Source organism: Klebsiella sp. MBT K-1 (genome assembly GCF_002556465.1).
In the GTDB taxonomy this organism is placed as follows: domain Bacteria; phylum Pseudomonadota; class Gammaproteobacteria; order Enterobacterales; family Enterobacteriaceae; genus Klebsiella; species Klebsiella grimontii.
The window spans coordinates 62,626-85,875 of record NZ_PDEL01000001.1; the positions used below are offsets into that span (position 1 = coordinate 62,626).

At 55.3% G+C, this 23,250-nt stretch carries 20 protein-coding genes and 1 other RNA gene; 5 read left to right on the forward strand and 16 right to left on the reverse strand.

From position 1 onward, the window contains the following. The first annotated feature begins 87 nt into the window (after positions 1-87). Positions 88-324: a murein lipoprotein Lpp gene (lpp, locus tag CMQ96_RS00270; RefSeq protein WP_003029373.1), complete on the forward strand. Its 237-nt coding sequence runs from the start codon at positions 88-90 to the stop codon at positions 322-324. Positions 325-388: 64 nt separating this feature from the next. Here the strand turns inward: lpp and CMQ96_RS00275 are convergent, their stop codons facing one another. The 12 genes from CMQ96_RS00275 to CMQ96_RS00330 all read right to left on the reverse strand — a co-directional run bounded on the left by CMQ96_RS00275 (position 389) and on the right by CMQ96_RS00330 (position 12,768). Next, positions 389-1,372, reverse strand: a complete 984-nt coding sequence (locus CMQ96_RS00275) for a L,D-transpeptidase family protein (protein WP_049086017.1) — start codon at positions 1,370-1,372, stop codon at positions 389-391. Between the two features lie 101 nt (positions 1,373-1,473). Then, on the reverse strand, positions 1,474-1,890 hold the full coding sequence (sufE, locus tag CMQ96_RS00280; RefSeq protein ID WP_024357900.1) for a cysteine desulfuration protein SufE: 417 nt from the start codon (positions 1,888-1,890) through the stop codon (positions 1,474-1,476). A gap of 11 nt (positions 1,891-1,901) precedes the next feature. After that, positions 1,902-3,122, reverse strand: coding sequence for a cysteine desulfurase SufS (gene sufS / locus CMQ96_RS00285; protein WP_024357899.1), 1,221 nt, complete (start codon positions 3,120-3,122; stop codon positions 1,902-1,904). Then, complete coding sequence (gene sufD, locus CMQ96_RS00290) at positions 3,119-4,393, reverse strand: Fe-S cluster assembly protein SufD (protein WP_049085412.1); 1,275 nt, start codon at positions 4,391-4,393, stop codon at positions 3,119-3,121. Before sufD ends, sufS begins: the two co-directional genes overlap by 4 nt. After that, positions 4,368-5,114, reverse strand: coding sequence for a Fe-S cluster assembly ATPase SufC (gene sufC / locus CMQ96_RS00295; protein WP_004132414.1), 747 nt, complete (start codon positions 5,112-5,114; stop codon positions 4,368-4,370). The genes sufD and sufC overlap by 26 nt, the downstream gene beginning before the upstream one ends. Before the next feature lie 16 nt (positions 5,115-5,130). Further along, positions 5,131-6,618, reverse strand: a complete 1,488-nt coding sequence (sufB, locus tag CMQ96_RS00300) for a Fe-S cluster assembly protein SufB (RefSeq protein ID WP_024357897.1) — start codon at positions 6,616-6,618, stop codon at positions 5,131-5,133. A 2-nt stretch (positions 6,619-6,620) separates the two neighbouring features. Next, positions 6,621-6,998 carry a Fe-S cluster assembly scaffold SufA gene (sufA, locus tag CMQ96_RS00305; protein ID WP_098065642.1) on the reverse strand — a complete coding sequence of 126 codons (378 nt, stop codon included), beginning with the start codon at positions 6,996-6,998 and terminating at the stop codon, positions 6,621-6,623. A 441-nt stretch (positions 6,999-7,439) separates the two neighbouring features. Beyond that, entirely contained in the window at positions 7,440-7,952 is a 513-nt protein-coding gene (locus tag CMQ96_RS00310) for a fimbrial protein (protein ID WP_098065645.1), read from the reverse strand. Positions 7,953-7,963: 11 nt separating this feature from the next. Beyond that, positions 7,964-8,911, reverse strand: coding sequence for a fimbrial protein (locus CMQ96_RS00315; protein ID WP_049130945.1), 948 nt, complete (start codon positions 8,909-8,911; stop codon positions 7,964-7,966). Positions 8,912-8,913: 2 nt separating this feature from the next. Next, positions 8,914-11,457, reverse strand: a complete 2,544-nt coding sequence (locus tag CMQ96_RS00320) for a fimbria/pilus outer membrane usher protein (protein ID WP_098065647.1) — start codon at positions 11,455-11,457, stop codon at positions 8,914-8,916. A 44-nt stretch (positions 11,458-11,501) separates the two neighbouring features. Beyond that, complete coding sequence (locus CMQ96_RS00325; protein ID WP_004132913.1) at positions 11,502-12,179, reverse strand: molecular chaperone; 678 nt, start codon at positions 12,177-12,179, stop codon at positions 11,502-11,504. A gap of 58 nt (positions 12,180-12,237) precedes the next feature. Continuing rightward, a complete protein-coding gene (locus CMQ96_RS00330) occupies positions 12,238-12,768 on the reverse strand; it encodes a fimbrial protein (protein ID WP_004132911.1) in 531 nt (176 codons plus the stop codon). 432 nt (positions 12,769-13,200) lie between these two features. Between CMQ96_RS00330 and CMQ96_RS00335 the strand changes: the two genes are divergently transcribed. Both CMQ96_RS00335 and CMQ96_RS00340 read left to right on the forward strand, forming a co-directional pair. Continuing rightward, complete coding sequence (locus tag CMQ96_RS00335; protein ID WP_004132909.1) at positions 13,201-13,860, forward strand: winged helix-turn-helix transcriptional regulator; 660 nt, start codon at positions 13,201-13,203, stop codon at positions 13,858-13,860. A 79-nt stretch (positions 13,861-13,939) separates the two neighbouring features. Further along, positions 13,940-14,569: a helix-turn-helix domain-containing protein gene (locus CMQ96_RS00340; RefSeq protein WP_004132907.1), complete on the forward strand. Its 630-nt coding sequence runs from the start codon at positions 13,940-13,942 to the stop codon at positions 14,567-14,569. 517 nt (positions 14,570-15,086) lie between these two features. On the opposite strand, the gene CMQ96_RS00345 is transcribed toward CMQ96_RS00340, so the two are convergent. The 3 genes from CMQ96_RS00345 to CMQ96_RS00355 all read right to left on the reverse strand — a co-directional run bounded on the left by CMQ96_RS00345 (position 15,087) and on the right by CMQ96_RS00355 (position 19,135). After that, positions 15,087-15,335, reverse strand: coding sequence for a GlsB/YeaQ/YmgE family stress response membrane protein (locus tag CMQ96_RS00345; protein WP_004102935.1), 249 nt, complete (start codon positions 15,333-15,335; stop codon positions 15,087-15,089). A 336-nt stretch (positions 15,336-15,671) separates the two neighbouring features. Next, positions 15,672-16,082, reverse strand: a complete 411-nt coding sequence (gene menI / locus CMQ96_RS00350) for a 1,4-dihydroxy-2-naphthoyl-CoA hydrolase (protein ID WP_004132130.1) — start codon at positions 16,080-16,082, stop codon at positions 15,672-15,674. Further along, positions 16,079-19,135, reverse strand: coding sequence for an FAD-binding and (Fe-S)-binding domain-containing protein (locus tag CMQ96_RS00355; RefSeq protein ID WP_024357892.1), 3,057 nt, complete (start codon positions 19,133-19,135; stop codon positions 16,079-16,081). The genes menI and CMQ96_RS00355 overlap by 4 nt, the downstream gene beginning before the upstream one ends. Positions 19,136-19,338: 203 nt before the next feature. Between CMQ96_RS00355 and ydiK the strand changes: the two genes are divergently transcribed. Continuing rightward, positions 19,339-20,460: an AI-2E family transporter YdiK gene (gene ydiK / locus CMQ96_RS00360; RefSeq protein WP_024357891.1), complete on the forward strand. Its 1,122-nt coding sequence runs from the start codon at positions 19,339-19,341 to the stop codon at positions 20,458-20,460. Between the two features lie 213 nt (positions 20,461-20,673). Further along, an RNA gene (gene rprA, locus CMQ96_RS00365) (antisense sRNA RprA) lies at positions 20,674-20,781 on the forward strand. Between the two features lie 79 nt (positions 20,782-20,860). On the opposite strand, the gene ppsA is transcribed toward rprA, so the two are convergent. After that, entirely contained in the window at positions 20,861-23,239 is a 2,379-nt protein-coding gene (ppsA, locus tag CMQ96_RS00370) for a phosphoenolpyruvate synthase (protein WP_024357890.1), read from the reverse strand. Between the last annotated feature and the right edge of the window lie 11 nt (positions 23,240-23,250).

The following is a 23,250-nucleotide window of genomic DNA, read 5'->3' on the forward strand; positions in this document are numbered from 1 at the left end:
AGGTAAAAAAATATTCTCATCACAAAAAAGTTTGTGTAATACTTGTAACGCTACATGGAGATTAACTCAATCTAGAGGGTATTAATAATGAATCGTACTAAACTGGTACTGGGCGCGGTAATCCTGGGTTCTACTCTGCTGGCTGGTTGCTCCAGCAATGCTAAAATCGATCAGCTGTCTTCTGACGTTCAGACTCTGAACGCTAAAGTTGACCAGCTGAGCAACGACGTGAACGCAATGCGTTCCGACGTTCAGGCTGCTAAAGATGACGCAGCTCGCGCTAACCAGCGTCTGGACAACGCAGCTACTAAATACCGTAAGTAATAGTATCTGTGTAATAAAAATGGCGCACATTGTGCGCCATTTTTTTTGTCTTCCGCATCCCCGCCTACTGCACGCTTTTCGCTTCATCCAGCGGCGTATTCTGTACCGACAGGCCCGACGCGGCGCTTTCACCCGCGGAGATCGCCACCGGATAGCCTGCTCGTCTGGTCAGCGCGCGTTTAAGCTGCGCCTCATCAACCGCTTTATCCCCCGCAAACTGATGAAACTCCGCCGGAAGCGTATAGGCCATGGTCTGGGCGTTGCTGCTCTCATCCGGCGTCAGCGGGCGATGAACTTCAACATAGCGCTTACCGTCCGGCTCCACGGCGAATTTGACCGGCTGGTTGATTATCCGCACCGGGGTGCCGCTTTTCACCTGATTGAATAACGCCTGGATGTCCGCCGCGTTCATGCGCATGCAGCCGGAGCTTACGCGCAGACCGACGCTGTCCGGCGCGCTGGTGCCATGAATAAGATATTCACCGTTGCCGTACGCCAGACGCAGCGCATAGCGACCTAGCGGGTTATTCGGCCCTGCGGGCACCACCGGCGGCAGTTTAATCCCCTTCTCCAGCGAGCGGGCGCGGATGCCCGCCGTCGGCGTCCAGGTGGGGTTCGGGATTTTCTGCCCGATACGGGTGGTCATCTCCGGCGTCTCCAGCCCCTGCTGACCAATCCCCAGGGGATAAACCTGCACCTGATTCATTCCCGGCGGGAAGTAGTAGAGGCGCAGTTCCGCCAGGTTGACGACGATGCCCTCACGCGGCACGTCCGGTAGCAGCATCTGCGAGGGTATCAGCACCTGTGTACCCGGTTTAGGCTGCACCGGCGCAATGGTATCGTTCGCTTCGAGGATCAGCATCGCCGCCGTATCAAAACGACGGGCAATCGCCTGCAGGTTGCGGTCGCCCTCCTGTACCGTCCAGAACTGGTTCTCACCAATCAGACGACTATTGGCAGGAGGAAGGGGGTAATCAACGGCCCAGGCTGCGTGTGACGCGCTGAGGGCGCTCAGAAGAGCCAGGGTGATAAGAGAAGCGCGTTTCATACTGAGATTCCTTCTTTCGCTGATAAAACGCCAGGCCTGTTATGCACGACGGGAGGCTAGCCTCCCGTCGTGCATAACAGAATGAAATCTACTGTTTTATTCTAGCTAAGATTTGCAGCTTTCGCGCGAATTGCGCGGATCATGGCTTCCAGCCCTTGCGAGCGCGAGGGGGTAAGATGCTGCGTCAAGGCCATTTTTTCAAACCACGGGCGCACGTCAAAAGCGGTGATATCCTTAGCCGTCATCTGGTCATAAAGGATAAATACCACCGCGATAAGTCCTTTCACGATGGCCGCGTCGCTGTCGCCGCGAAGCGCAATAGCCCCACCCGGCTCCTGCGCCATCACGATCCACACCTGACTCTGGCAGCCCTGAATGATGTTCTGCGCGCTGTGTTCCTCCGGGCTCAGCGGCGCCAGGCGCTGTCCCAGTTCAATAATATAGAGATATTTCTCTTCCCAGTTCGCGCAACGGCTAAAGTTGCGCAGCAGTTTGTCTCTGTCCGGTAACGCCGCCATAGTCACTTCCTTTAGCTTAATAATTTGTGGATCCGCTGCAGGCCCGCTACCAGCCGGTCCACCTCTTCCGTGGTATTGTACATCGCCAGCGATGCCCGGCACATGGCAGGGACGCCGTAGAACGCCATGAGCGGCATGGCGCAGTGGTGCCCGGTCCGCACCGCGATGCCGTAGTTATCCAGGAAGCTGCCGACATCGTAGGCATGATGTTTGCCGAGATTAAAGGCAATCACTCCCAGGCGATTTGGCGGGCCGTACAGGGTTAAATCCGCCACGCTCTCCAGCGCCTGCAGCGCGTAGCGCATCAGAGTTTGTTCATATTCCGCGATTTGCGTCAGCCCCAGCGCGCTGACGTAATCCAGCGCCGCGCCCAGTCCAATGATGCCGCCGGTATTCGGCGTTCCCGCCTCGAAGCGCCACGGCGCTTTTGCCCAGGTGGTGCCTTCCGTCAGGCTGACGGTGGCGATCATCGATCCGCCCCCTTCCCACGGCGGCATCGCCTGCAAAATGTCCTGTTTGACGTAGAGTACGCCGATCCCGGTGGGGCCATACAGCTTGTGCGCGGAGAAGGCGTAAAAATCGCAGTCCAGCGCCTGAACATCAACCGGATGGTGCATGACCGCCTGCGCGCCGTCCACCAGCACCTTCGCGCCATGCTGATGGGCTAAAGCGGCCAGGGCGGCGATCGGGTTTTCGGTTCCCAGCACGTTAGACACCTGGGTGATGGCCAGCAGGCGGGTGCGATCGTCAAACAGGCCGGGGATCGCATCCAGCTGCAGGGTACCGTCCTGATTCAGCGGGATCACCCTCAGCTGCGCGCCTACTCTGGCGCACAGCATCTGCCATGGCACAATATTAGCGTGATGTTCCATCGCGCTGACGATGATATTGTCGCCGGCGCCGACGTTGGCGTTCCCCCAGCTGTTGGCCACGAGGTTAATGCCTTCCGTAGTGCCGCGAACAAACACTACCTCTTCCGCCGAGCTGGCGTTGAGGAACGTCGCCGCCTGCTGGCGCACCTGCTCCATGCGCGCCGTGGCTTCCGCGCTGAGCGTATGAATGCCGCGATGCACCGCCGCATAGCCGTGGCGGTAAAATCCCGCCTCGGCGTTAATTACCGCTTCCGGCTTCTGCGCGCTGGCGGCGCTATCGAGATAGGCTAGCGGCTGGCCGTTCACCTCGCGGTGGAGTAGCGGAAAATCCGCGCGCACGCGTTCCACTGAAAATGTCATAGGTTACCTCCCGGCAGACGCTGGCCGATACGCGCCAGTATCTGCTGCCTGAGCGCCTCATCGCCGATCGCTTCGGTGAGCTCGGCGGCAAAGGCGTAAAGAATCATCTGCTGCGCCGCCTGCTGCGTAATGCCGCGCGAGCGCAGATAAAACAGCTGTTCATCATCGATGCGCCCAATGGTCGCGCCGTGGCTGCACTTCACGTCATCAGCGTAAATCTCCAGCTGCGGTTTGGTATCCACTTCCGATAAGCGGCCAAGCAGCAGGTTGTTGTTGGTCATCTGGCCATCGGTTTTGATCGCATGCGGCGCGACGTTAATCAGGCCGTTAAACACCGCCCGCCCTTTGTCGTTGACGATGGTTTTATGCAGCTGGCGGCTGTTGCAGTATCCGACTTTATGATCGAGCCAGGTGCGGCTGTCGCAGACTTCGCCGTTGACCGGCATCGCCAGCGAGTTAATCCGCAGGTTACTGTTTTCCCCATTCAGCCGCGTGCTGGTGTGGTGGCGGAGCACCGCGCTCCCGAGGAGAAAACTGCTGCTGAAGGCGGAGCTGTCGCGCCCGAGCGCCAGGTCGTTGTGGGCAAAGTGGTAGCTTTGCGCATTCTCAAACGCCAGCTTGATATGCTGCAGGTGGGCGTTATCCGCCACGGTCATCGTCAGCCTTGCGCCGGTAAAGTGGCGCTGGTCGTTGAGGCTCAGATAGTGTTCGATGATGGTCGCCTGCGCGCCGCTCTCCAGCTCCAGATGATGGCGATAGTGGGCGGTATTCATTTCATCGCTCGCCAGCCCGCGCGTCAGGTGCATAATCAGCAGCGGTTTTTGCGGGCGCTGGTTGCGCCTGACCCGGATGTGGGTGACGGTGGTTGCCAGGCTTTCGGTCAAATGCAGAAAGACTTCGGGCTGAACGGCGTCAGGCAGATGCTGACGCTCGTTATCCACCTGCACTTCATAGCCGCTGGCGGCCAGATCGTCGCTCAGGCTGTCGCTAAACTGACCGTCGACAAACACCAGGCGCCATGCCTCCACCGTTAGCGCCTGCGCGTCTCGCTGGGCCGCCGTCAGCGCCTGCGGCTGAGCGGCGACAAAGGTCTGATTCAGTAACGCGTCCAGCGGCGTATATTTCCAGTTTTCATTTTTACGCGTCGGCAGGCCCAGCCGCAGCAGCTGTTGCAGATGCTGATGCGCCTGCGGGCTGCGCTGCCCGCTTTGCGACTCAAACAGATGGTGCCACTGCTGCAGCGCGTTACTGCTGTTCGGTAAGCCAGCCATAGCCCTGCTCCTCCAGTTGTTTGACCAGAGTAAAGTCGCCGGATTTGACGATCCGCCCCTGGTACAGCACGTGGACGTAATCCGGCTTGATATAGTCGAGAATGCGCTGATAGTGGGTGACGATAATAAACGCGCGCTTGCCGTCGCGCAGGGCGTTAACGCCGTCAGAGACAATCTTCAGCGCGTCGATATCCAGCCCGGAGTCGGACTCGTCGAGGATGCACAGCTCCGGTTCCAGTACCGCCATCTGCAGGATATCGTTGCGCTTTTTCTCGCCGCCGGAGAAGCCGACGTTAACCGAACGGGTCAGCAGATCCTCGGGCATTTTCAGCAGCTTAATTTTCTCTTCCATCAGGTCCTGGAAGTCAAAGCGGTCAAGCTGCTCCTGGCCGCGGTAGCGGCGCACGGCGTTGAGCGCGGTTTGCAGGAAAAACTGATTGCTGACGCCGGGAATTTCCACCGGATACTGGAAGGCCATAAAGATGCCTTCGCCGGCGCGATCCTCCGGGGCGAGCTCCAGCAGATCTTTGCCTTTAAACGCCACGCTACCGCCGGTCACTTCATAGTCTTCGCGTCCGGCCAGGGTGGCGGAGAGCGTACTTTTCCCGGAGCCGTTCGGCCCCATAATGGCGTGCACTTCGCCGGGGCGAACGTCCAGATTCAGTCCGCGCAGGATCTCTTTGTCTTCGACGGCGACCTGCAAATTTTTAATACTTAACATCTTATTTCCTTTGTTATCAGCCGACGCTGTGTTCAAGACTAATCGCCAGTAATTTCTGCGCTTCTACGGCAAACTCCAGCGGCAGCTCTGAGAAAACGTCCTTACAGAAACCGTTGACGATCATCGAAATCGCATCATCCTCGCTGATGCCGCGCTGCAGGCAGTAAAACAGCTGATCTTCGCCGATCCGCGACGTGGTCGCTTCATGCTCCAGCTGCGCGCTGTTGTTCCGGCATTCCACATAAGGGAAGGTATGCGCCCCGCTGTCCGGACCAATCAGCATCGAATCACACTGGGTGAAGTTGCGCGCGTTGGTTGCGGTGGGCATGATTTTGACCAGCCCGCGATAGCTGTTCTGGCTGTGGCCGGCAGAAATCCCCTTCGAGATAATCGTCGAGCGGGTGTTTTTACCGATATGGATCATCTTGGTCCCCGTATCCGCCTGCTGATGGCCGCTGGTCAGCGCCACCGAGAAGAACTCGCCGATGGAGTTATCCCCGCGCAGAATACAGCTTGGATATTTCCAGGTGATCGCCGAGCCGGTTTCCGACTGGGTCCACGACATTTTGCTGTTCTCGCCCTCGCACAGCGCGCGCTTGGTGACGAAGTTAAGGATCCCGCCGGTGTTGTTGTCGCCGGGGAACCAGTTTTGCACCGTGGAGTACTTCACCTCGGCGTCCTTATGAATGATCACTTCAACCACCGCCGCGTGCAGCTGGTAGCTATCGCGTACCGGCGCCGAGCAGCCTTCAATGTAGCTTACATAGCTGCCTTCGTCGGCGACCAGAATGGTGCGCTCGAACTGGCCGGTTTTTTCCGCGTTGATGCGGAAATAGGTCGACAGCTCCATCGGGCAGCGTACGCCTTTAGGAACATAGATAAAGGTCCCGTCGGAGGCCACCGCCGCGTTGAGGGCGGCAAAGAAGTTGTCGTTGCCCGGCACCACGGTGCCGAGGTATTTCTGCACCAGTTCCGGGTGCTCGTGGATCGCCTCGCCGAACGAACAGAAGATAATCCCCTGCTCCGCCAGCTTTTCGCGATAGGTGGTGGCGACGGAAACCGAGTCAAAAATGGCGTCGACCGCCACTTCCCGCCCCTCGCGCACCGGCACGCCGAGGAGATTGAACGCCTCTTCAACTTCATTGGTCAAAAACGCGCTGGAGCCCGTCTGCTGCAAAGCGCCAGGCTCAGAGGCGCAGGCGTCATCGCAGTTGCCGCAGGAAGGCGCCGAGTAATAGCTGTAATCCTGATAGTTCAGCTTGTCGTAGTGCGCCTTCAGCCAGTGCGGCTCTTCCATCGCCTGCCAGGCCTTAAACGCGTTCAGACGAAACTCCAGCATCCATTCCGGCTCATTGCGGCGCGCGGAAATCGCCCGAACCACCTCTTCGTTTATGCCTTTCGCCAGCTCATCGGTCTGCAGCTGCGTGAAAAAGCCTTCTTTATAGTTGAGTGGCCCGCCGCTCCAGGTTTTGACATCGTCGGTTGCTTCAGTATTACGAGACATAGTTACTCCGCCTGAACGCCAAAACTTTCGCCGCAGCCGCATTCGTGCTGGGCTTTTGGATTATGGAATTTGAAGATTTGATTTAAGCCTTCGCGAACGTAATCGAGTTCGGTGCCATCAATAAACGGCATGGCCTGCAGCGGCGCCCATAGCTTCGCGCCGTCGCGCTCAAAGAGCAGGTCGTCTTTCGCCGGTTCAGCGATTAATTCGAGAACGTAGCCAAAACCGGCGCAGCCGCTGGTTTTAACCCCCAGGCGCAGCCCCTGCATATCAGGCTGTTTGCGGACCAGATCGCGAATATGGGCGGCGGCGGCTGGAGTCATGACCAGCCCACGCCAGCTAAAATCTTCGGGATTGAAAGTTCCTGCATGTAAATTCATCGCTCTACCTCATAGGTTGACGCCATCGGGACATACCGCTATGTTAGTGATAATGATTATCACTTCAACCCATCCGAAGAAGGGGTATTCCCCCATCAGGCTCTTTTTATAAGCATAGACCCTGACAGGAGAGATATCGGAGATGGAATAAATTGTTCAATACTTTGATTAATAATGTATTTTATGGGGTGGAAGGCAGAAGTTGCTGGAAAATTAAAATATGCATCGAAAATACCTATTTTTGAGATAGATGATTTGCCTTGCATACAACCCGCCGTGAAGGCAACAGACTGACCGTCACCTCTTACGGGTAGAAAAGTGGGAGCTTTACCGGCTATGAGGCCGAAAAGGCCTGACTAACGGCGGGAATAGAACGACGCAGCGTCACGACGATTGCATAAAAAAATACGTAACCGGCGTCGCGCTGACACGGTTGCCGGTTTAATTGTACTGTAGCGTCATGACCACAACGGCACTCACGCTGCCGGGCGTCGCGCCCCCTGACATCGATTTAACCGAGGCCTGCATGGCCAGGGTGGCGGTTCTGTCTGCCGCGATGTTGCGCATAATACTGGAACCCGTCCCCTTTAGCGCGCCGCTGCCCGCTTCGCTCATCGCGATCGCCACGTTTGTTGCGGTACCGCTATTCATATAATAGTCAGGGCCGGCAACCGGATCCGGGTTTCCGGTGAAGGAGGCCGTTACGCTGCGCGTTCCCGCCGGGCAGTTGGTAAACAGCAAATTAAAGGCCACCGGGTCGGAGGATGACCCTGGCGTAACCATATTTGTTGCCTGAATATCGCCAAGATTGACATTGAGGTTGCTATTTCCGCCATTAAATATACAGGGCGAGGCAACAATATTTCCCGTTACGCCTACGCTCACGCTGTCGGCAGAAAACGCTTTCCAGCACAGAAAAGCCAGAAGAAGCATTTTTTTGTGGGGTATTTTCATTTTTTCACCTGTTACTGGTACGTCAAATTCAGCGTGGCGGTCGCGTTTGCCGAGCCTGACTCAACGGACGTTAAGGTCTGGTAATAACGGGCCGTCAACGGCAGCGTTTCCTGGCCGCCCGCAGAGCGTTTTAATAACAGCGGGCTATTGATAGCCAACGGAGCGCCGTTATATAAAAGCTGGACTCCCACGCCTTTTGCCGTCCCGGCGCTGCCCTGCCCCGTTAATGCCATGACGCTGGTATCGGCAACGTCCGGATGCTGTACGCCGCTCAGCGATACATTAATATTGGTTCCGGCGCTGCAGCTTAATCCCAGATTCTGCGTATTCTGCGCGCCCGCAGGCGTGGTGCCGACGGCCGAGCCGAACGTTGCCGCTGAAATATCGCCAATCGGGAAGGTCAGTTGAGACGTCGTGATATTGCAGGCCAGCGCGTTAATGGTCCCATCGGTGAGTTTGGTGGTCAGGCCGTCACGGTAGACGCCGTCGCTGCCCTGTAGCGTCACCACGCCGATCGTTCCCGGCGTTAATGCGCCCGACGACACCTGGCCGGTGACCACCAGCTCAATTTTTCCGCCCCACCACTCCACGTAGGAGGACTGCGCTTCATAAGAAAAGGTATTACTCGGGTTTTCAAAGTAATTCCCGGAAGAGAAGCGAATACCAATCCCCGCGACATTGGTGGCGTAAACATGATTACCGTAGCTACTCGGCGTCGCGCTAAGGTAGCGCATGCTAAACCCAAGCATTAATGGGTTGGTGCATCCGGTTAAATAAGAGCTGGTTATCGTCGCGTTACGAGAAAAAATAACCGTTCCGACCGGCGCATCACGCTGTACGGTAAGGGTTCCCACAGACAGCGTGGAGAGCTGCGGGATAATTGTCGTGCAGGTTCCGGCACGCGCGCTATTCCATCCGGCCATTAAGCCGAGCAAAATAACAGAATAAATCAATCTCATTTTTAACGTTCCTGATGACAACTGGCGCTAACTTCGGTTATTCCAGCGTAGGTTGATTGTTGCGGCAGGCTGAAATCAGCACGGCACTGTTGGCTGGACTGGCGGCCCCATGTTGCGACTATCGCCCCCTGTTCGGGCATTCCGCTTAAAAAAACCTGGCCGCGATCGCCGACGATAAAGCTGCTTTGATTACCATCAGCAAGCGTCACCACGGCGCCAAACGGCACAAAGTGGTTATTGTCCGTTAAGGTCATGAGTACCCGGCGCCCCACTTTTGCAAGGTAATCGGCCCTCACCACCGCGCCTCGCGTCGGCGTGACCGTATCGGTGTTGATCTCCAGCTCGACATCATCAGGCATACTTTGCGGGTCGAGCGTCAGGTCGTTTTTCCGATAGACGGAAATATTGCTGACCACCGTATATCCCCGGTAGTCGGTGCGCGCGCCGGGTTGATTGCGAATATTCAGGCCGTACGCGCCGGGAGCTTTGATTAAGACGTTGGTTTCACCGAGCGGTTGAGAAAGCGTGATGCCGTCGGCGTGGGCGATAACGCCGCCCTGTAGACGATAATTAAGCCGCTCGCTATTTCTGTCGTAGCTATAGCCCGCCGTCACTTCGCCGTACGTGGCTTTATAGTCACCGTTCATATTGCCGATGTAACCCACGCCATTCGTACCGTAACCCTGCTGTACGTTCCAGTTCAGCGAGTTGTTTTCCAGCGCGACGCCGTTGATGCCGATGTTGTGCGTCGTTCCGTTATTCTTGCTGGCGTTCATGCCATAGCTGGCCCACGTTTGCGGGAGGAATTTCTCCAGCGGTACGCTGACGTTAAACGCCAACTGCTGGTCATGGTCGCTCTTTCGCCCGCGCCCGCCGTCGTATGACGCAGCGCTGCCATTTCTGCTGTATGTCCAGGTCAGGCCGTAGCTAATATTGCGCCAGTAGTTGTTGTATCCGACGCTCCAGGAAGCCATCGACCTGGCGGAATTCCAGTAGTCTTCCCGCGCCGCGCTGAGGGTAAGCGACCCCAGCTCACGACTCAGAGTCTGGCTCATCGTCAGCTCCGCGCGGTTGCGCCTGCGCTCCTGCAGCGCGCTGCTGTCGCCATATGAATCGAGGACTTCCTGCATCCCGTAATAGCCGCTGGTCGAATAGCGGTAGCCCGCAATGGAAAAGTGGGTCCCGGTCCCGGCGAAGTTTTTGCTATAACGCGCTCGCCAGGATTGGCCCTGTGATTTTTCCGTTTTATCCGGCGTTGACCAGCCCTGAGTAACGTCGGCGGAGATAGCGCCTAACGCTCCCATATTTTTGCCCACGCCAAAGGCAAGCGACTGGTATTTGCTTGACTCTTGCAGGCCGCCATAGAGGGTAATGCCGTGCTGCAGACCATAAATTGCGGTGGCTTGCCCGAAAGGAATCTTATCCACGCTGCTGTTATAGGAGCGGTATTGCCCGCCGGTGATGGCGTATTTTAAGCGCCCTTCCCGCTGCAATACCGGCAGCGAGGCGTAGGGCAGCGTGAAGTGCTGTTCGCTGCCATCGGCTTCTTTAATCGTCACGTCGAGGTCGCCCGCGCCGCCGGTGGGATACATATCCCTAATCTCAAACGCCCCCGGCGCAACGTAGCTTTGGTAGATCTGATAGCCGTTCTGGCGCACCACGACCTGCGCATTGGTTCGAGCAATACCGCGCACCACGGGCGCATAGCCCTTAAGAGAATCCGGTAACATATCGTCATCTGACGCCAGCTGGCCGCCGCGAAACGGCATACTGTCAAACACATCGGCAGGCGCGGAGCTGTCCCCGACGGTAAGCTGGCCTTTCAGCGGAATAATGGCGCGCTGTGCGTAGGTATAAACGGTATCCCATTTATCCTGGCCGGAGGATTCCCGTGACCAGGTGGTGTAGTTGCGAAAACGCCACGGCCCGATATTGATACCCGGACGCAGGTTCGCATACTGGCTGTCGCTGCTGGCGCCTTGACCCGTTTTCGCCCAATTGTTTGCTCCGCTCAGGCTGTAATTGAGCATGGCCGCAGTAATCCCCTCATCCCACATTTCCGGCGGCACATAGCCCCTTGCCGGCAGGTCGATCGCCGCCTGGGGAATGCTGATGACCAGCCGCTGGGCGCCAAACTGAAAATCGGCGCTGGCCTGCGGAATCGCCTGGAGATTGGCGCAATCACTTTCTTCTACCGCCAACTGGGGAAAAAGATCGGTTTTCACGCCCCACTGTTTTAAGAGTTCAATGCTCAAACAGGGCTGTAATGCTTCACTACCGTCAGCGGTCTTTGCCATCGCAAATGGAATATCCCGGGTATCCATTAGCTGGTCATCAAGAATAATATCCACGTGGTATGTTCCCGGCGCCTGGGAGCCAGACTCGAAAGCCGATAAATCCGCTTTGCCCACCCCGGGGTTATCCAGTTCTACCAGCGCCGTATTAAACGAATCACTGGCATACAGCTCCTGTGAAATACCGGTAAACGCGAAGGCGATAAGCGTCGCCAGACGCGCAGGTCGCAATTTATTATTTTTTATTGTCATCGCTATTAACCTATTTAACGCAGGACGGGCCATGTGTTCAGGGGTTACAAGTTGGCTTGATGTGATGCTCCGGGGCTACCATAGTCATTAATGATTTTAAATGTCAGGGCATTACCGGCGGCCCCCTCCGGCAATGGGAACCGGGCTGTCGAAGCAGGCAAAACATACGACACCTGCGCCAGCGCTTTCCCGCCCACGCTAATTTCATTGAAGTTAATGACGTAAGGCGTTGGGTTATTCACCTGAAGTTCATCGCCGCTTCTTTGCCAGGTGAGCTTATTCGCCTGTTCTTCCGGCGTTGACCCACGAAGAGTGACGGGTCGGTAAATCAGTTTGATCCGCGTTTTCACGGCAATTTGCAGGGAGTTCATCTGCTTTGATGCCGAGGGAATTGCTTTAATATTCACCCAGAACAAGCTTTCTTGCGTTTGAGGCAGTGAACCTGTCGCGACAATTCGTTCAATATTTTTTTGTCCGCTATCCAGACGGTACAGCGGAGGCGTAATAATAAAAGGCGTTTTACCAGCCCCCCCGTCTCGCTCATCTATCCATGATTGAATTAAATAAGGCGTCGGGTCAGGATTATTAACGCTGATGGAGGCTTCTTTTTTCGCACCATCGAAAATGATCCGCGTGCCGCCAATAATAACTCCGGCGATAGCGCTCGCCTGCATCAGCGTTAATATTGTCATCGCCAGGCCAAATGTTCTGATAAAACGCATTGTATACCTCTTAAAACAAAGGGGCCGGGCCGGCCCCCTACTGATTACTGCAAAAAACTTAGTTATAAACTACGGAGAAGTTAGCGACCGAGTTAGCTGGACCGGCGACCACCGCCGCATTAGTCGATTGATATTGAGCATAAAAATTCAGCGTATTATCAGCGGTGCTGCTGAGAGTATAAGAATAACCGTTGCTGCCGTGCAGAGGCAGGTCGGCTTTATCCGCCGTCATTAGGTTAATTGCGACGCCGGTGGCAGCGCCAGGAACCGACGAATCAATTGCCAGCAGGCTGGAATTGCTTAAATCGGGGGTTCCATCGAAGCGCACTTTGGCATTGATAACAGTTGCCGGACAGTTTTTCAAAATAATATCGAATTTCGTCGCGGCGGTTCTGGAACCGGCTGCCGGGAATTCAGTTTTATAATAATCGCCCAACACCACGACCTGATTTTTAGACGCGACATCGACGTCGCAGGCGGCATCCAAAATATTGCCATTAAAATTAACGGTACCCGCTGCTGCGAAAGCATGACTCATAGATAATGCAGAACCTGCTGCAAGCATAGCAATAACAATTGTCTTTTTCATAACGCCATATCCTGTTTTACTTTATTGACATTCAGGCAAAACACTTAATGTCCGCATCTTGCCATTGCTTTAATATATTGCCGGGAACCAGTGGTATATCACTCACCACTGAAACGCTTTATTCAAACCGGATTACCCCTGCCGACGAGACAAAATTTATACAACTATTTTTCAGCACACAATCTATTTCGCGGTCTACCAGTAGACTCAAAGTTAACAAAAATAAAACAATTAAATTAAGGAACTCCTTAATCAAACATCTCCCAGTCTATTTTTGGACCAAAACACAAAAACAATTAAATCAATTAGTTAAGAGAAAATTCATGATCGGTCTATTAATAGACCTGACGTAAACATTCCCTGAAATGATGTTTTTTAAGATAATTCCCAACATCGATCAAAAAACGATCGCATAAGTTAGTGAGGTATCTTATGAATACGCGAATTATTCCTGAACTCTGCAATGAGCCTGCTGAGGTTCTGAGTATAAAACCCTTTAAGCACATTGAAAGGTTAATCGATAATATTCTGCCGCATGCCGAGAGGCGAATTGTATCAAAAGGCGATATCGTCCATTATTACGATAATGAAGTTCGGCAGTGTTTTTTACTTATCCACGGCAGCGTTGCTTTGCATCGTCGTGGCGATGGTATTGTTTTAAACTCCGAGTCATCGCCCTTTCTTCTCGGCGTATGTAGCCAGTTTTCCTCCGAACGCCTGTATGTCAGAGTTCTGGAAACATCGGAAATCGCGGCCGTTTCGCTGGACTGTTTTAATCGCGTGGTGGCGCAGCAAAATCTATGGGAGCATTTTTCAAAGCTGCTGATCTATACCGCATCACGGGTCTATGAACATTGCGCCCAGATATCGCAAATGTCGGCCTACGATATCATCCGCTTTCAACTTGTTGAATTAATGCAAGAGCCCGAAGCTATCAGGAAAAATACCACCGCGGCGGCCTATATCAAAAGCCGAACCTATCTTTCCCGCAGCGGCGTGATGCGCATTCTGGCGGAGCTAAGAACGGGTAAATACATAACGATGGAACGCGGCGTACTGATCGACATCCACCACCTACCGCGGAAATACTGATTGTGCAATTAACTGCGGGGGTGGCAAGAGATAAGCGCAAGGTTATAATAAGTCCGATCCTCTTCAGGAATTTCTGACTATGTCATCGGCAAAGCAAGCATTTCGCGGCTCACCTTACGCACAGGAGTTTATTTCTCATTTACAGCCATACTGCACTCCGTACAGTACAGGGCGTGGTGAGCGATTTGACCTTCAGGTGAAGGGTCAAGGGATGTGTTATCTCATTCTTGAAGGGACAATAGCGTTATACCGCAGAAGTGACGATATGATGCTTTCCACTTCGCGCAGCCCCGCGATTTTCGGCCTCGCTAACCTGACGGACATTTACTTCAATGATTATTTTAAAACCGTCACGCCGTGCCTGATTGGCGTTCTTACCACCGATCGCGTCGAGGAAATTATTAAAGAGAAGGCGCTATGGGGATTACTTTCTAAACAGCTGATGTTTGTCTATAACCGCCTCTATCACAACGTCATGCCCCAGGGGGCGCCAACGGCCTACGAGATGATTCGCCAGCAGTTGCTCAGGCTAATGGAGGAAGAAGCGGATTATCGGCACAGCGTGACGGCTGAACGTTATATCCGGGAGAAAACCCAGCTTTCCCGTAGCGGCGTTATGCGCATTCTGGCCGATCTAAAAACCGGCGGCTTCATCGAAATGGAAGAGGGAAAACTGATAAAAATCAACAAGCTTCCTGCTAAGTACTGATTAACAGGATTGAGCATGCGCTCTTCTCTCAATCCGGTCGCCAGCCCAATGCATTCATGAAACGAATTCTATTCGTTTTCATTATAAGTATTGCCGTTTCACAAAAATAAAGATTTATTCACTACTGGCTGGCTCATGTAGAATGCGCTGCTAAATTTCCTTCATCTTTTAACGCAATGTCGCAACGGCGACCGTTCGGGAACCTGTGTAGTACTGAATTATGGAAATAGAAACAGATGTCATGTCGATGTGTATGGTCGTATTGTTAATTATTAGCGTTTTGCTCGATTAACCTCTTCCCTCGAAAAAACCGTGAGCCTCGCCGTCGCCGGACAGATCTTTATATTGATGAAGGAACAGGCCCCGGCCGACGTCGTACCAGGCCGGTGAGCGCATATTGGGTCAAGGATTCAGAGAGGCGATATTGCCCGGACAGGCATTGGCAGGATATTAAAAAAGGCTGCCGACAATGGCGGCAGCCTCTTCACTTTATGGCATAGCTGATACGGAGCGCGAATTAGCTCCTGATCTTTCTGTAGATAAACAGGACCACCAGCGCGCCAATCACCGCCACGACAAAGCTGCCGAAATTAAAACCATCTACACGGCCAAAGCCGAAGAAAGTACTAATCCAACCCCCGACAACTGCACCGATGACACCGAGAATTACGGTAACGATAAATCCGCCGCCGTCTTTCCCCGGCATAATCCACTTGGCTAAAATACCGGCAATAAGGCCAAAAATGATCCATGAAATGATACCCATAGCTAACTCCATCCTCTCGTTACTTGTAAATCTCTGGTATATAAAAGATTAGCATAATTATTAGTGATGTTTGAGAAATTTATATTTGATATTTATATACTTGCCACCGGAGAGATAATGGTCTACGCCCTGCGAGCGTGGCGGTCAAATAAGCAGCACGCGTAGGCATCGCGCCGCGGGCTATTAAACTTGCGCGGAACGGAGATATACCAGGAATTTTCGTATGAATAGTTGAAGTGGCAACGCAATGAGGCTTAGTAAAAACGCCCGGGCGTTTCGATGATAGTTGTTCCGGGGATACAAAAGCTGTAAGGGGGGGAATCCCCCCTGGTTAACTTAGATCACGGCGGTGGTTAGCCGTGACGAACAGCAAAGGCGCCCCTGTTGATCAGAGATTTCGATTTGCCACACCTGGTGACGGGCGCCAACGTGCAGCGCCCGGCACACGCCGCGAACCCTGCCGCTGCGCACCGAACGAATGTGGTTGGCGTTCACCTCCAGCCCCACCACCTTCTGCTCGCCTTCGCTGCACAGATAGCCCGCGACCGAACCTAACGTTTCCGCTAAAACCACCGACGCGCCGCCGTGCAGCAAGCCAAACGGCTGATGGGTGCGGCTATCTACCGGCATGGTGGCAATGATGGCGTCGTCGGTTATCGCCTCGAAGCGGATATCCAGCAGACCGACCATGTTCCCCTCGCCCATCGCGTTCAGCTGTTCCAGGGTGCTGTGACGTTTCCAAATCATCCCATAATCTCCAGTAGCGCCTGCAGCGGGTGGCGTACGCCGCTGCCTTCAATACGCTTCACCTGGCTACGACAGGAGTAGCCGGTGACCAGGCAGCGATTGCGCGGCAACCGCTCCATCGCCTGCTGCCACGAGAGCGCGTAGATCGCCAGCGAGTTGGCGTGGTTCTTCACTTCATGACCGTAAGTACCTGCCATGCCGCAGCAGCCCACGCTGACGTTTTCCAGCTTCGCGCCAAAGCGGGCGAAGATATCCGCCCACTGCCGGGTGGACGCGGGAAGCGCCGTCACCTCGGTACAGTGGCCAAACAGATACCACGACTCGCCGCCTTTATCCTGGGCCGCGGTTTCCGACAGCGCCTGAGGCAGCCACTCGTGCACCAGCATGACGCGGAAATCGCCGCGCTTGTCGCCGAGGACCTGGTTATATTCATCGCGGTAGCAGAGCACCAGCGCCGGATCGACCCCCACCATCGGCATGCCGAGCTCGGCCACCCGGTTAAGGAAATCGGCGGTTTTCTGCGCGGTGCGCGCGAATCGCGTCAGGAAGCCCTTAATATGCTGCGCCTTACCGTTTGGCGAAAACGGCAGCAATACCGGCTGGTAGCCCACCTTCTCAACCAGGCGAACAAAATCGGCGACCACCTGCGCATCGTAGTAGCTGGTAAACGGATCCTGAACTACCAGCACCATTTTCGCTTTCTGCTCTGCGCTCAGTTCTTCCAACTGCTCCAGCGTGGTATTCGCCGAACGGTGGCCAACCATCTGCTGCTTCAGCGACGGCACGGAGAGCAGCGGGAGATCGACCATACCGATATGCTTTTCCGACAGCTTGCGCATCCACGGCTGGTTAATAAAGAAGTTAAAGGTCTTCGGCGCATGCGCCATCAGCGGCGCGTAGGATTCAACCGTCGCTACCAGATGGTCGCGGACCGGGCGCAAATAGCGGCTGTGGTAAAGCTGGAGGAAACGCGAACGAAACTCCGGGACGTCAATTTTAATCGGGCATTGGGTCGAGCAGGCTTTACAGGCCAAACAGCCGGACATCGCCTCCTTAACCTCATGAGAGAAATCGTACTCTCCCTTCCGCGCGTGCCAGCTATTGCGGGTACGTTCCACCAGGGTACGCAGGCTGGCGCGCTTTTCCGGCAGATCTTTTTCCAGCTGATTGGGGTCGATACCGCGGTCCGCCAGCAGCCGCAGCCATTCGCGCACCAGCGTAGCCCGGCCTTTCGGCGAATGGATACGGTGATTGCTGACCTTCATCGACGGACACATCGGGCTTTTGGCATCAAAGTTGAAGCACAGGCCGTTGCCGTTACACTCCATCGCCCCGCGCCATGAGCTGCGCACAGCGATGGGAATCTGCCGATCGAATGTGCCGCGCTTAACCGCATCCACCTTCATCATCGGCGCGTCAACGCCTTCAGGCGGGCAGATTTTACCCGGGTTAAGGCGGTTATCCGGGTCAAAGGCGGCTTTAATCTTGCGCAACTCGCCAAATAACGCTTCGCCAAAGAACGCCGGACTATATTCGGCGCGGAAGCCTTTCCCGTGTTCCCCCCACAGCAGGCCGCCATACTTAGCGGTTAACGCTACGACGTCATCGGAGATCCGCTTCATCAGCATCTCCTGCTGAGGATCGCACATATCCAGCGCCGGACGCACGTGCAGCACGCCGGCATCCACATGGCCAAACATGCCGTAGCTCAGCCCGTGGCCGTCGAGCAGCGCGCGAAATTCCGCAATATAGTCGGCCAGATGCTCCGGCGGCACGCAGGTATCTTCGGCGAACGGTATCGGCTTGGCGGCCCCTTTGGCATTACCCAGCAGGCCGACCGCTTTTTTACGCATCGCATAGATGCGCTCCACGCCGTCGAGATCGTGACAAACCTGCCAGCCGATGACGCCCGCTTCGTTGCGCGATATCAACTCATCCAGACGCTGGCACAGCGCCGTCACCTGGCTATCAATCAGCTCGACGTCGTCACCGGCGAATTCGACGATATTCAGCCCCAGCATCTCTTTATCCGCCACGTCGGTAATGAGCTCGCTGACCGAATGCCAGACAATATCTTCGCGCGCCAGATTAAGCACTTTCGAGTCGACGGTTTCGACCGAGAGCGCCCTGGCTTCAACCATAAACGGCGCGTTACGCAGCGCGGAGTTAAAGGAGTCGTACTTCACGTTGACCAGTCGACGCACTTTCGGCAAACGGGTGATATCCAGCCGCGCTTCGGTGATAAACGCCAGCGTCCCTTCGGAACCGGTCAGAATGCGGGTGAGATCGAATTCGCTCATCTCGTCATTAAAGACGTGGCGCAGATCGTAGCCCGTGAGGAAGCGGTTGAGTTTGGGAAATTTATCGATAACCAGCTGGCGCTGCGCTTTGCAGCGCTGATAGACAGTGCGGTAAATACGCCCGATAGCCGACTGCTGAGCGCTTAGCGTTTCCGCCAACGCTACCGGAATCGGCTGGGTATCAAGAATGTCGCCGCCGATCAGCACCGAGCGCACCCCCAGCACGTGGTCGGACGTTTTGCCGTAGACCAGCGAGCCCTGCCCGGAAGCATCGGTGTTGATCATCCCGCCAAGCGTGGCGCGGTTGCTGGTCGACAGCTCCGGCGCGAAAAAGTAACCGTATGGCTTAAGGAATTGATTAAGCTGGTCTTTAATGACCCCGGCTTCCACCCGCACCCACCCTTCTTCCGGGTTGATTTCTATAATGCGGTTCATATAGCGGGACATATCGACGATGATCCCGGCGTTCAGCGCCTGACCGTTGGTGCCGGTACCGCCCCCGCGCGGGGTAAAGATCAGTGATTTAAAACGTTCTTCCGCCGCCAGCCTGGCCAGCAGAGCCACGTCCGCCGTGGAACGAGGGAATATAATCGCATCCGGCAACAGTTGATATACACTGTTATCAGTCGCCATCGTTAGCCTGTCGGCATAGCTGGTGGCGGTATCCCCGGTAAAACCTTGTTGCTCCAGTACCTGCAAAAAATTCAGCACCAGTTGAACGACACCTGGCGCTTGAGAAATCTGTGGGATCATGACGCTCGACCCTGCCTGACTATGTTGTGTTGTAAGTGATTAAACGTTTGCGTAGTGCCCTCAACTTTTTATCACATTTTTTTCATATGCGCCCGCCAGAATTAAGGGCAAAATCAGGCGCGCGAACATATTGATATTATTATCAGTACATGGAATTACGCTGCGTCAGCCTTTTGACGCGACTGCAAAGGTAAAACTTCACTATGATTAACCCCAATCAGCCCCGGGACATACCGCAAGTTCTGCTGTCGGTGCTGTTTTTGTCCCTGATTATTATTTCCTGTCTGTGGGTCGTGCAGCCTTTTATCCTGTCATTCGCCTGGGCCGGTACCGTGGTTATCGCCACCTGGCCGGTACTTTTGCGCCTGCAGCGCCTGCTGTTCGGCAAGCGCGCCCTGGCGGTGCTGGTGATGACGCTACTGCTCTTTTTACTGTTCGTTATCCCCATTGCGCTGCTGGTCAACAGCCTGGTCGATAACAGCACGCCATTAATAAAAGTGATTACCAGCGGCAACTTTACGCCGCCGGACCTGGCGTGGCTAAATAGCGTTCCGCTAATCGGCGATAAGCTGTATACCGGCTGGCATAACTTACTGGAGATGGGGGGAACGGCGATTATGGTCAAAATTCGCCCCTATCTTGGCACCACCACCACGTGGTTTGTCGGCCAGGCGGCGCATATCGGCAAGCTGCTGGTCTATTGCGGACTGATGCTGCTGTTCAGCGCCCTGCTGTACTGGCGCGGCGAACAGGTCGCCTATGGCTTCCGTCATTTTGCCACCCGCCTGGCGTCCAAACGCGGCGACGCGGCGGTGATCCTCGCCGGACAGGCGATTCGCGCCGTAGCGCTGGGGGTGGTCGTTACCGCGCTGGCCCAGGCGGTGCTTGGCGGTATTGGCCTTGCGGTCAGCGGCGTGCCCTACGCCGCGCTGCTCACCGTGGTGATGATCTTCACCTGCCTCGTACAGCTGGGACCCCTGCTGGTCCTGGTACCGTCAATTATCTGGCTGTACTGGAGCGGCGATACCACCTGGGGCACCGTGCTGCTGGTCTGGAGCTGCGTCGTCGGCACCATGGATAACTTTATTCGTCCGCTGCTGATTCGCATGGGCGCCGACCTGCCGATGATTCTGATTCTTTCCGGCGTTATCGGCGGCCTGGTGGCGTTCGGCATGATAGGACTGTTTATCGGTCCGGTACTGCTGGCGGTCTCCTGGCGGCTGTACGATGCGTGGGTTAACGAAGCGCCGCCGCCGCCGAAAGACCCCGATCTGGTGCTTGAAGAACTGAGCGAGCTGAATACGCGAGCCTCGCAGGGTAAGTAAGCGAAAAGGCGGGGAAACCCGCCTTTCCCCATTACGCCCGTGATAACCATCGAGCGGGACAATCTAAAATATTAAGAAATACTAATCTATCTCTCACCACATCCCGCATTCCTCTGCCTGCTAACCCTATTTGCTGCACAGATTCTTTACCTTAATTTAACTATTGAGAGGAATCCGATCGACGCAAAAAGCCTCAGTGCCTAGTATTAGCTCACGGTTATAAATCAACATATTGATTTATAAGCATGGAAATCCCCTGAGTGAAACAACGAATTGCTGTGTGTAGTCTTTGCCCATCTCCCACGATGGGCTTTTTTTTGTCCGTTTTCTGCTCCCCCCCAAAAAAAATCCCCGCCACTGCTGACGGGGATGGTCTTTTTAGCGAGAATCCGGCGCGAACTTACTTATTCAATTCCGCCAGGCCGAGCCAGGTTTGCACGACCGTATCCGGGTTCAGAGACAGGCTATCGATCCCCTCTTCCATCAGCCAGGCGGCAAAATCTTCGTGGTCGGACGGACCCTGCCCGCAGATACCGACATATTTGCCCTGTTTCTTCGCCGCGCGAATGGCCATCGACAGCAGCGCTTTCACCGCATCGTTACGCTCATCGAACAGTTCGGAGACCACGCCGGAGTCACGGTCCAGGCCCAGCGCCAGCTGCGTCATATCGTTAGATCCGATAGAGAAGCCGTCGAAGTATTCGAGGAACTGTTCAGCCAGCAGCGCATTCGATGGGATTTCACACATCATAATCAGCTTCAGGCCGTTTTCGCCGCGCTTGAGGCCCTGGCGTTCCAGCTCTTCAACTACCGCTTTTGCCTGCGCGACGGTGCGGACAAACGGCACCATGATTTCGACGTTGGTCAGCCCCATGTCGTTACGCACCCGTTTAACCGCTTCACATTCCAACGCGAAGCAGTCGCGGAAGCTTTCGGACACATAGCGGCCGGCCCCGCGGAAGCCCAGCATCGGGTTCTCCTCTTCCGGCTCATAACGTTCGCCGCCGACCAGATTGGCGTATTCGTTAGATTTAAAGTCGGAAAGACGCACAATCACTCGTTTCGGGAAGAATGCCGCGCCCAGCGTCGAGATCCCTTCCGTCAGGCGACCGACGTAAAACTCTCTCGGCGAGTCGTAGCCTTTCATCAGCTCGCGGATTTCGTTCTGCAAACCCGGCTCCTGATCGTCAAACTCCAGCAACGCGCGCGGGTGGACGCCGATCATACGGTTGATGATGAACTCCAGTCGCGCCAGGCCTACGCCTTCGTTCGGCAGGCAGGCAAAGTCAAAGGCGCGGTCCGGGTTGCCGACGTTCATCATGATCTTCAGCGGCAGATCCGGCATCGCGCCAACGCTGGAGCTCTTCACGCTGAAATCGAGGATTTCGGCATACACGTAGCCGGTATCACCTTCCGCGCAGGAGACGGTCACGTTCTGGTTTTCCTGGATGCGATCGGTGGCGTTGCCGCAGCCAACCACCGCCGGGATCCCCAGCTCACGCGCGATAATCGCCGCATGACAGGTACGCCCGCCGCGGTTGGTGACGATCGCCGCCGCTTTTTTCATGATCGGTTCCCAGTCCGGGTCGGTCATGTCGGTCACCAGCACGTCGCCGGGCTCGATGCGGTTCATTTCGCTGATATCGTGAATGACCTTTACCGGACCCGCGCCGATGCGATGGCCGATAGCGCGCCCTTCCGAAATAATCTGTCCTTGCGCATGGAGGGTATAACGCTCCATGACCTGGCCGCGCGAACGGACGGTTTCCGGACGGGCCTGCACGATAAATAGCTTACCGGTATGACCATCCTTCGCCCACTCGATATCCATTGGGCGGTTGTAGTGTTTCTCGATTTGTAGCGCCTGCTGCGCCAGCTCCTGCACTTCCGCATCGGTCAACGAGAAAACGTCGCGCTGCGCCTGCGGCACGTCTTCGATACGCACCTGCTTGCCGTGCTCCTGGGTAGGGGCGTAAACCATGCGGATCTTTTTCGACCCCATGGTGCGGCGGACGATGGCCGGACGGCCCGCTTCCAGCGTCGGTTTATGGACGTAGAACTCATCGGGGTTGACCGCCCCCTGCACCACCATTTCGCCGAGTCCCCAGGCGGAGGTGATAAACACCACCTGGTCAAAACCGGATTCGGTATCGATGGAGAACATCACGCCGGACGAGGCCAGATCGGAACGGACCATCCTCTGCACCCCGGCGGAAAGCGCCACCCCGCGATGATCGTACCCCTGATGCACGCGGTAGGAAATGGCGCGATCGTTAAACAGCGAAGCAAACACGTGCTTCACCGCGACGAGCACGGCGTCAAAGCCCTGCACGTTAAGGAATGTCTCTTGCTGACCGGCGAAGGAAGCATCCGGCATATCTTCCGCCGTCGCCGAGGAGCGCACGGCAAAAGAGGCCTCAGCGTCATCGGCGGAGAGCTGGGTATAGGCATCACGAATCGCATTTTCCAGTTCGCTCTGGAACGGCGTATCGATGATCCACTGACGGATCTGTGCGCCCGCTTTCGCTAATGCGGAAACGTCGTCAATGTCGGTTTCATCCAGCAGTTCATAAATGCGCTGGTTAACACCGCTTTGGTCCAAAAACTGATTAAAGGCATCAGCGGTGGTGGCAAACCCGTTCGGTACGGAAACGCCCATACCCGACAGATTTGTAATCATTTCACCAAGGGAGGCATTTTTGCCCCCAACCCTGTCTACATCATTCATGCCGAGTTGGTTATACCAAAGCACCAGCGGTGACGAGCCATTGTTGGACATCGAGACAATCC